Here is a 10822-nt window from a genome sequence, read left to right as displayed (position 1 = left end):
CCGGCCCTCTGCCCAGAACAGCCGGTGCAGTTGAGCGATCGGGATGATGCAGTCCACTGACTGGGGTTGACGCTCTCTCCCTTTGCTTCCCAACCTGACAGACAGGTTTAAAAACCTATCCCATTTGCTGCTGACGGCAGGTGACAGGGTGTCCCTGCCTTTTATACGGTTGTCTTTCTCCTATTGTTTGCCTGCATTGTTTTCTATCTGTCCTATCTTCCGGTTGGAGTTGTCGGCCAGGACATCATTGACAATGTCATTGATCTGCCGCTTCAATTCGTTGACGAACTGTGCCGCATCATACTTATTCGCCTCAATGTCACGGAGTTTCTTCTCCCATATACCTGTCAGTTCTGCGGATGTAAGGAGTTTCTCGTGGATGGTGTCAATCAGGGCGATGCCTGTCTCGGTCGCCTCAATGTTCTTCCTTTTCCGCCGGATATAATGCCGCTTGAAGAGCGTTTCGATGATTCCCGCACGTGAGGACGGCCGGCCGATTCCGTTTTCTTTCATTGCAGCCCGGAGAGTCTCATCTTCGACAAGTTTGCCTGCCGTCTCCATAGCACGAAGCAGCGAGGCTTCTGTATAATGCTTGGGGGGGACGGTCTGTTTCTCCGTCAGCGTGGGGGTGTGCGGCCCTGATTCTCCCTTGGTGAAGGCAGGGAGCAGCGACTCGTTCCGGGCAGTTCCTCCCTGTCCCTCTTCAGAGGCGGCGCACTGGGAAGGACCGCTGTCTGTGCAGACTCTCCATCCCGGATCCAGTATCTCCTTTCCCGACACCTTGAACTCTACCTCGTCCACCTTTCCCAATACGGTCGTTGTAGCGAACTTGCAGTCAGGATAGAACGCTGCGATGAAACGGCGGGCAATGAGGTCGTAGACTTTGCGCTCCGCATCGGTCAGCCCCTGCGGCGGGACCCCAGTGGGGATAATGGCATGGTGATCCGTCACTTTCGAGGAGTCGAACACACGCCTGCTCTCCGGCAGCGGCTTCCCGCCCAATGTCTTCACGAGACCGGCATAGAGACGCTGGCCGGCAAAGGCCGTCTGATAAAGGCCGTTCATGATCTGCGGGCACTTCGGATAGATGTCGTCGGAAAGGAACTGTGTATCCACACGGGGGTAAGTCGTCAGTTTTCTCTCGTACAGTGTCTGGATGGTATTGAGCGTCATCTCGGCGGAGAAGCCGAACTTCCGGTTGCAGTCCACCTGCAGCGAGGTGAGGTCGTAGAGCTGCCTGGGCTGTTCCGCACCTTTTTTCTTCGTCACACTGGTGATGGTAAACGGTTTTCCCTCAATGGTGGAGAACGCCCGCTCCCCTTCTTCCCTGGAGCTGAACCTGCCCCTTGTGGCCGTAAACTGCGTGTCACGGTAGACGGTCGCCAGCACCCAATAAGGTTCCGGCTTGAAATGGTCTATCTCCTTCTGCCGCTGCACGATAAGAGCAAGGGTAGGTGTCTGGACACGTCCTATGGACAACACCTGTCCCCGTCCGTAGCTGTTGTTTCCATACTTCAATGTGTACAGACGCGTGGCGTTCATCCCGAGCAGCCAGTCGCCGACGGCACGGGACAATCCTGCGAGATAGAGCGACTGGTACTGTCCCTGCTCTTTCAGGTTGGCGAATCCCTCCCGGATGGCTTCGTCTGTCATGGAAGAAATCCACAGGCGTTTCACGGGGCATTTCACGCCCGCTTTCTGCATGACCCACCGCTGGATCAGTTCTCCCTCCTGTCCGGCATCCCCGCAGTTGATGATCAGCTCTGCCGAATGATACAGCTTCTCGATGACGGCAAACTGCCTCTTCACGCCCTCGTCCTCGATGAGCTTGATGCCGAACCGGGGCGGAATCATGGGCAGAGCCGCCAGGCTCCAGTGCTTCCAGTTCGGGAAATAATCATCGGGTTCCTTCAGTTCACAAAGGTGTCCGAAGGTCCATGTGACCTGGTAATTGTTCCCCTCCATGTAGCCGCTACAAGGTCTGTCGGCACCAAGGATCCGTGCAATGTCTTTGGCTACGCTGGGTTTCTCTGCTATGCAAACGATCATATCTTTCTCTGAAAAGTAAACATGGAAGCCGGAGAGGCCTGGGACAGAAAGGCCAGCCCTCCTCCGGGAATCCGCCTCCCGGGCGTAGTCTTCTTCCCGGACGGTACGGCCTTCCACACGTGCAAAGGTAAGAAAAAATATCACACAGTGGAATTTTCCTCCGCCGCTTTGCCGTTTTCCACTCAATTCTTTTTCTATATGACTTTTTTTCTCTACTTTTGTAGCACACAAACGAACAAGAGAATACATACAATCTATGAGAGTCGGACTCTTCATTCCCTGCTATGTCGATGCCCTGTATCCGCAGGTCGGCGTAGCCACCTACAGGCTTCTGCGGAAACTGAAACTGAATGTAGTCTACCCCGAGAGACAGACCTGCTGCGGACAGCCTATGGCAAACGGAGGGTTTGAACGTATGTCAGAGCATCTGGCCGAACGCTTCGAGGACAAGTTCCGCGACTTCGACTATGTCGTCACTCCCAGCGTCTCCTGTGCAGCCTTTGTACGGGTCAACTACCCGCAGATACTCGACCATGCGTGCCAGACCCCTGAAAAGACCATGGAACTGGTGGAGTTCCTGCACGACATCCTGAAGGTAAGGGAGCTTCCGGGTAGTTTCCCCCATGTCGTCTCCGTTCACAACTCATGCCACGGCGTACGGGAGCTCGGGCTGAGTTCACCGTCGGAACTGCAGATAAAACCGTTCAACAAGATCGTGGATCTGCTGCGACTCAAGGACGGCATAACGGTCAAAGAGCCCGACCGGAAAGACGAGTGCTGCGGCTTCGGCGGGATGTTTGCGGTAGAGGAGCCTTATGTCAGCAGCCGGATGGGCAATGACAAGGTGAAGGCGCACATGGCGACCGGAGCAGAGATCGTCACAGGTTCGGACTGTTCCTGCCTGATGCACATGCAGGGCGTGGCTGCCCGGCAGAAGTACCCGGTAAAGTTCATGCACGTAGCCGAGATACTGGCAGCCGGGCTGTGACACACATACTATAATAAAGAAGAAGCGTAAATACAAGTATGTCAACCTATCATTCAAAAAGAGCCAAGGAGTTCCTGAAGAATCCCGAAGAGAAAATATCCAGACACGACCAGACCTTCTGGTCAGTCAGGCAGAAGCGTGATGCAGCGGCAGCCCAGCTTCCCGAATGGGAGAACCTGCGCGAACAGGCCAGCCGGATCAAGGCGCACACCGTCACCCATCTGGCAGACTATCTGGAGCAGTTCACGACAAACTTGGAGAAGAACGGGGTCATCGTACACTTTGCCAAGGATGCACAGGAGTTCAACGAGATCGCTTACGGCATTCTTGAAACACACAAGGTCAGGAAACTGGTCAAGTCGAAGTCCATGCTGACGGAGGAGTGCGGGTTAAATCCTTATCTGATGGAAAGAGGGATTGACGTCGTCGAGTCCGACCTGGGCGAACGCATCCTCCAGCTGATGCATCTGAAACCCGCCCACATCGTGATGCCGGCTATCCACCTGACACGCGACGAGGTCGGGGAGATGTTTGAGGAGAAAGGAATCTCAAAGGAAATCGGCAACCACGACCCGACGTACCTTACTTACTGCGCGCGTCAGAATCTCCGCAAGGACTTCATGGATGCCGATGCCGGCATGACGGGCTGCAACTTCGGCGTGGCGGCCACCGGCGACTGCGTCGTCTGCACCAATGAGGGGAATGCGGACATGTCCACTTCCGTCCCTAAGCTGCATATCGTAGCCATGGGACTGGAGAAGGTCATCCCGGACTACGCCTCTCTCGCCGTCTTTCACAGGCTCCTGAGCCGCAGCGGGACAGGGCAGCCCGCCACTTCCTTCACGTCTCATTTCCGCAGAGCGCGGCCGGGAGCAGAGATGCACGTCATCCTTGTTGACAACGGACGAAGCGACATAACAGCCAATACGGCACACTGGGAGACCCTGAAGTGCATCCGGTGCGGTGCCTGCATGAACACCTGTCCTGTCTACCGCCGTTCGGGGGGCTACTCCTACAGCTACTTCATTCCGGGACCCATCGGTGTCAATCTCAGCATGCTGAAGGATCCCAAGAAGCACAGCGGCAACGTGTCGGCCTGTTCGCTGTGCCTGAGCTGCGACTGTGTCTGCCCCGCCAAGGTGACTCCGGGCAGCCAGATATACCGGTGGCGGCAGAGCCTGGAGACTTACGGGACAGAGAACAAGGAGAAGAAAGTCATGGCGGAAGGCATGAAAGCCGTCTACGAGAACTACCCCGTCTACGATGCGCTCCTGCGGAACTCCTCCGTGGCCAATTACATTCCGGAGGCATGGGCGGACACCAGTCTCAATCCATGGAGCATCGGCCACACCATGCCCCGTTTTGCAAGAAAACCTTTCCATGCGCTATTCAAACAGGCCATGGAGGAACTGAAGAACGGGAAATAAGACACTGCCGGCCAGAAGACACCCTTCCGCTCCCCCACCCTGCTTCCTGCCGTCAGACTTTCATTTTCCATCCTTCCCACCCCACTTCACCATCAACCAACATTCATCACGCATCAATGAAAAAAGAAGACTTACTCCGCAGATTGCGCCGACATACCATCCAGCAGTTTGATATGCCCGAGACAGCCGTCAAAGGCATCACCTATCCCGATGTTGCCAGACAGTTCATCGAAACAAGCAAAAACGTTGGCTGCAAGGTCATTGAGGCCAAAGAGACCGACGACCTGAACGCAATCATCCGGCAGGCCTACCCCGATGCCCAGGTATTCGCATCAAACGTCAAGGGTATACAGGCCGACCGCAACCCCGATACAGTTGCGGAGGCACAGGAACTCAACGGCACGGATGTGGGCATCGTCGAAGGACAGGTCGCCGTGGCCGAGAACGGCTGCGTATGGGTTCCGCAGACCATGAAGGAGAGGGTCGTCTGCTTCGTATCAGAACAGCTCGTCATCCTTGTCCGCCGCCGCCGGATCGTCAACAACATGCACGAAGCCTACAGCCGCATCCAGATGACGGATTACGGCTATGGCTGCTTTATTTCCGGACCGAGCAAGACCGCCGATATTGAACAGGCTCTCGTCATGGGCGCACAGGCCGCAAGAGGCGTCACGGTCATCCTCATCGGATAAACGTTAATTTTGTCAAAAACAGAAATATAACGTCCTGACAGAATGCGGTTACAAGTTTTTTTTATTAACTTTGCAAGGCGAAAGGAAAGAAGAAATATAACTGATTTTTAACAAACACATAAGTTATGAAGATTGAAAAAGTACATGCTCGCGAGATTCTTGACTCACGTGGCAATCCTACAGTTGAAGTAGAGGTAACACTCGAAAACGGTGTAATGGGTCGTGCAAGTGTTCCGTCCGGTGCGTCTACCGGTGAGAACGAGGCACTGGAGCTTCGTGATGGCGACAAGAAGCGTTTCTTGGGCAAGGGTGTCCTCAAGGCTGTCGAGAATGTCAACAACCTCATCGCTCCGGCATTGAAGGGCGACTGTGTGCTGAACCAGCGTGCAATCGACTACAAGATGCTCGAACTCGACGGCACTCCTACAAAGAGCAAGCTCGGTGCTAACGCTATCCTCGGTGTTTCTCTGGCCGTAGCACACACTGCTGCCAAGGCGCTGAATATTCCTTTGTACCGCTACATCGGCGGTGCCAACACTTACGTACTTCCTGTTCCGATGATGAACATCATCAACGGCGGCGCACACTCTGATGCTCCTATCGCATTCCAGGAGTTCATGATCCGTCCGGTAGGCGCGCCGACTGAGAAAGAAGGCATCCGCATGGGTGCTGAGGTGTTCCACGCTCTTGCCAAGCTGCTGAAGAAGCGCGGTCTCTCAACCGCCGTAGGCGATGAGGGCGGCTTCGCTCCTAAGTTCGACGGCATCGAGGATGCACTCGACTCAATCATCCAGGCCATCAAGGATGCAGGCTACGAGCCGGGCAAGGACGTGAAGATCGCAATGGACTGCGCAGCATCCGAGTTCGCCGTATGCGAGGGCGGCAAGTGGTTCTACGACTATCGCCAGCTCAAGAACGGCATGCCGAAGGATCCTAACGGCAAGAAGCTCACCGCTGACGAGCAGATTGCTTACCTCGAGCACCTTATCACCAAATATCCTATCGACTCCATCGAGGACGGTCTCGATGAGAACGACTGGGAGAACTGGGTCAAGCTGACAGCTGCCATCGGCGACCGTTGCCAGCTCGTCGGTGACGACCTGTTCGTAACCAACGTCAAGTTCCTCGAAAAGGGCATCAAGATGGGTGCGGCCAACTCCATCCTGATCAAGGTCAACCAGATCGGTTCCCTCACAGAGACACTGGAGGCTATCGAGATGGCACACCGCCACGGCTATACGACTGTTACCTCTCACCGTTCAGGCGAAACAGAGGATACAACCATCGCCGACATTGCTGTTGCCACCAACTCCGGCCAGATCAAGACGGGTTCTATGTCTCGTACAGACCGTATGGCCAAGTACAACCAGCTCATCCGCATTGAGGAAGAACTCGGCGCCTGTGCAAAGTACGGCTATGCCAAGTTGAAGTAAATACAGCTCCTGCCCTGCGGCAGGACACGAAGCCTGATAAGGGATTGTCTCATGGCAGACAGTCCCTTTTTCCGTTTCTTCCGGACGGTCTTTCGACATGGCAAGGACGCATAACCTGTGGAAATGCACCCGGCTGTTCCCGGCCTTTCCTGATTCTGGAAAGTTACGGTCAGGGCACGCCCGGGAAGGCCGGAGGACGTCAGGGGGAATTGCCTTACACAGAATCATGGAAGCAAAACGACCTCCGATGCGGGAAGAAAGGGAGCACGGGAAGAGAGAGGAGATACCGGGTGCTCCGCGTTTCCCGTCAGGGTTGTCCAGTAAACATATTCAGTATTGATTGCCGTCCCGTCCGTCATTTTCCCTATAAGCCGGTCAATTCCTCTTAACGGTATGTATCATGGTGACAGGAGCGAACCCGACCTCCTGCCGATATGCCGATGCCCGACACCAGCCGTACCGTCGGTCAACACCAGACGTGTTGCATCCCTGCACCTTTGCGCTTTATCGCCGGACAGCAAGCGATCGGTAGGGAAAGAAGCGTCGTACAGCCGGAAACCGGTGTAAGTCACAGGATGGGAAGGGGAACTTGCGACTCACGGGAAATTGGCAAACTGCCTGTTGGGCGGAGTTTACGCATAGAAGACGAAGACAGCCAGGTTCTACCGGACGGCAGCCATCCGCTGTCGGCGTATTCAACGGCGACAGCCTGTTTTAATATATTTTCATCCTTGTCATTGTGCTGTCTTAATTAATATTATTACCTTTGCACAGGTTATTTCGAAATAAAATCTTCCTGCCTGCGTCGGATACGGATCGGGCAGCATGTAAACTCTAATCGCATAAATGAAACAATTCAGACTGGTGGACAACATCGTCGGATGGGTTGCATTCTTGGTTGCAGCTTTCGTCTATTGCTCCACTATCGAGCCGACAGCCAGTTTCTGGGACTGTCCCGAATTTATTACAACAGGCTATAAACTGGAAATCGGGCATCCTCCCGGGGCACCGTTCTTCATGCTCACGGCGAATCTCTTCTCACATTTCGCAAGCGATCCGACGCAGGTGGCACGCATGGTCAACACCATGAGTGCGTTGCTTTCGGCAACGTGCATCATGTTCCTTTTCTGGACAATCACCCATCTCTCACGCCGTCTGATCGTCCGTGACGGGGAAGCCCCGTCACTTGCCAAGCTTATTGCCATTGAGGGAGCAGGGCTCGTCGGCGCACTGATTTACACGTTCAGCGACACGTTCTGGTTCTCCGCTGTCGAGGGAGAGGTATATGCCTACTCGTCTGCCTTCACGGCCGTCGTGTTCTGGCTGATTCTGAAGTGGGAAGACAACGCAGACAAGCCGCATTCCGACCGCTGGCTGGTGCTGATCACCTACATGACAGGCCTGTCCATCGGCGTACACCTGCTCAATCTCCTCTGCATCCCCGCCATCGTATTGGTCTACTATTACAAGAAGGTACCGGATGCCGACCTGAAAGGCTCGCTCTTCGCACTCGGTCTCTCGGTAGTGCTCGTGGCAGCCGTGCTTTACGGCGTAGTCCCCGGCATCATCACGGTAGGCGGATGGTTTGAGCTGTTCTTTACGAATACGCTGGGCATGCCGTTCAACACGGGCACCATCGTATATATTGTCCTGCTCATCGCCGCCTTCGTCTGGGGCATCTATGAGACCTACCGGGACAACAGCAGCCGGCGTCAGAATCTTGCCTTCCTTTCGGCACTGGCACTGATCGGTATTCCGTTCTACGGCTATGGCTGGACGGCCTTCATCACCGGCATCCTCCTCCTCGTTGTTGTCTACATCCTCCTGCAATGGCAGCGTCCTGTCAGCAACAACGGCAAGAGGCAGCGGGTCGCACTTGTCTCTTCGCGGGTGAAGAACACGGCACTGCTCTGCATGCTGATGCTGATCATCGGCTATTCATCATATACGCTGATCGTGATCCGGTCGACAGCCAATCCGCCAATGGACCAGAACTCTCCGGAGGACATCTTCACACTGGGCAGCTATCTGAGCCGCGACCAGTATGGCGACCGGCCGCTGCTGTACGGACAGGCTTATTCGAGCCAGCCGGCCGTGGCCGAAGACGGCATGCACTACAAGTTCGACGAGGGAGCACCCGTCTATGAGCGCAAGGAGAAAGCATCGAAGGATGAAAAAGACTCCTATTTCCTCGTCCGCCACAAGTCGACACAGGTGTTTGAACAGAATATGTTCTTCCCGCGTATGTACGACCAGGGGCACGCTGCACAGTACGAACAGTGGATGGGCGGCATCACCGGCCACGACGTAGACGGCGTGAAGATGCCTACACAGCTGGAGAACATCAGGTTCTTCCTCTCCTATCAGTGCAATTTCATGTACTGGCGTTACTTCATGTGGAACTTTGCCGGACGGCAGAATGACCTTCAGGGCAACGGCGAGCCCGAACACGGCAACTGGATCACCGGTATCTCCTTCATCGACAACGCACTCTACGGCGACCAGAGCAAGATGCCGGACGAGCTGAAAGCCAACAAGGGTCACAACGTGTTCTACTGTCTGCCATTGCTGCTCGGTCTGATCGGACTCTTCTGGCAGGCATGGCGCGGCAAGCGGGGCATACAGCAGTTCTGGGTCGTTTTCTTCCTGTTCTTCATGACAGGACTTGCCATCGTCATCTACCTGAACCAGACCCCGAGCCAGCCTCGTGAGCGTGACTACGCTTATGCCGGTTCGTTCTATGCATACGCCATCTGGTGCGGACTGGGCGTGCTGGCACTCTACGACTGGGCGCGCAAACTGAAGATCGCACCGGTACTCTCCGCATCCGTCATCTCCCTTGCCTGCCTGCTCGTGCCCATCCAGATGGCATCGCAGACATGGGACGATCATGACCGGTCAGGCCGATACACCTGCCGTGACTTTGGACAGAACTATCTTAACTCGTTGCAGAAGAAAGGGAATCCGATTATCTTCACCAACGGCGACAACGATACCTTCCCGCTCTGGTACAACCAGGAAGTAGAAGGAGTACGCACCGACACACGTGTCTGCAACCTCTCCTATCTGCAGACCGACTGGTACATCGACCAGATGCGCCGTCCGGCTTACAACTCTCCGAGCGTGCCTATCTCATGGCCACGACTGGATTATGTAAGCGGAACCAACGAGTATGTACAGATAGCGCCGGAGTTCAAACAGCAGATCCTCGACTTCTACAAACAGGATCCGGCAGCGGCAAAAGCACAGTTCGGTGACGATCCGTTCGAGCTGAAGAATGTCCTCAGGTATTGGGTCCGTTCCAAAGATCCGCGGAACCATGTCATCCCAACGGATACGCTCTACATGACTATCGACAAGGAAGCGGTACGCCGCAGCGGCATGATGCGGCCGGGAGACTCCATCCCCGACCGTATGGTCATCTCGCTGGCGGGCAGGCAGGCTCTCTACAAAGGTGACCTGATGATGCTTGAGATGATCGCCAACTGCAACTGGACACGTCCGCTCTATGTAGCCATCACCGTCGGTTCAGAGAACTTCATGAACCTCGGCGACAACTTCATCCAGGAGGGACTTGCAAACCGCATCACGCCTTTCAATACCCAGAGCGTACAGGATGAAAACGGCATCAATCTGCGGAACTTCGACACGGAGAAGACCTACGACGTGATGATGCACCGCTTCAGATGGGGCGGCCTCAGCAAGCCGGGGCTCTACATCGACGAGACCGTGGCACGAATGTGCTACACACACCGCCGGGAAATGGCCGACCTTGCCCTCCACCTCATCGCCAAGGGAGAGAGAGGCAAGGCACTGAAGGTGCTGCAGAAGGCAGAGAAGGAGATCCCTTATTACAATGTACCTGTCAGCTACATGAGTGGTTCCAGTGATATGGCACGTGCCTATTCATTGCTGGGCCAGAAGGCAAAGGCACGCCAGCTCTATGATGCTTTGTGGAAGATCTCTTTGCAGTATGCCAACTACTACATGAGCCTGTCGCCCCGCTATTTTGACATGTCACAGGGATCTTGCAAAATGCACTTCCAGATCATGATGAATCTTGTCAACGAGAACGACCGCTTCGACCGCACATGGGCGAACAGCCATGCAGCCCAGCTGACGAATCTCTTCAAGCGGTTCCAGAGCCTGGGCGGCTCGCTGCAGCAGGAATCCTGAGATTCCTTATCAGGATAAAAGACAGAAAAGCCGGAGTCTAGCCGTCCTCAACAGGCA

6 protein-coding genes are annotated in these 10822 nt (G+C 55.0%); 5 read left to right on the top strand and 1 reads right to left on the bottom strand.

The window, feature by feature from the left end:
• Positions 1–180 precede the first annotated feature (180 nt).
• Positions 181–2049 carry a DNA topoisomerase 3 gene (locus tag HMPREF9141_RS08960; RefSeq protein WP_040555026.1) on the bottom strand — a complete coding sequence of 623 codons (1869 nt, stop codon included), beginning with the start codon at positions 2047–2049 and terminating at the stop codon, positions 181–183.
• A gap of 256 nt (positions 2050–2305) precedes the next feature.
• On the opposite strand from HMPREF9141_RS08960, the gene HMPREF9141_RS08955 reads away from it, so the two are divergent.
• From HMPREF9141_RS08955 to HMPREF9141_RS08935, 5 genes are all read left to right on the top strand, one after another.
• Positions 2306–3037, top strand: a complete 732-nt coding sequence (locus HMPREF9141_RS08955) for a (Fe-S)-binding protein (RefSeq protein ID WP_007368385.1) — start codon at positions 2306–2308, stop codon at positions 3035–3037.
• 38 nt (positions 3038–3075) lie between these two features.
• Positions 3076–4464: a lactate utilization protein B gene (locus tag HMPREF9141_RS08950; RefSeq protein ID WP_007368384.1), complete on the top strand. Its 1389-nt coding sequence runs from the start codon at positions 3076–3078 to the stop codon at positions 4462–4464.
• A 116-nt stretch (positions 4465–4580) separates the two neighbouring features.
• Complete coding sequence (locus HMPREF9141_RS08945) at positions 4581–5156, top strand: LutC/YkgG family protein (RefSeq protein ID WP_007368383.1); 576 nt, start codon at positions 4581–4583, stop codon at positions 5154–5156.
• Between the two features lie 125 nt (positions 5157–5281).
• Positions 5282–6589, top strand: a complete 1308-nt coding sequence (gene eno, locus HMPREF9141_RS08940; RefSeq protein ID WP_007368382.1) for a phosphopyruvate hydratase — start codon at positions 5282–5284, stop codon at positions 6587–6589.
• A gap of 846 nt (positions 6590–7435) precedes the next feature.
• Positions 7436–10765, top strand: coding sequence for a glycosyltransferase family 117 protein (locus HMPREF9141_RS08935; RefSeq protein ID WP_007368380.1), 3330 nt, complete (start codon positions 7436–7438; stop codon positions 10763–10765).
• Positions 10766–10822 lie beyond the last annotated feature (57 nt).

This window comes from Prevotella multiformis DSM 16608 (assembly GCF_000191065.1).
Lineage (GTDB): Bacteria > Bacteroidota > Bacteroidia > Bacteroidales > Bacteroidaceae > Prevotella > Prevotella multiformis.
Note: the sequence above shows the minus strand (reverse complement) of the source record. Positions and strands in the feature narration are given on the sequence as shown.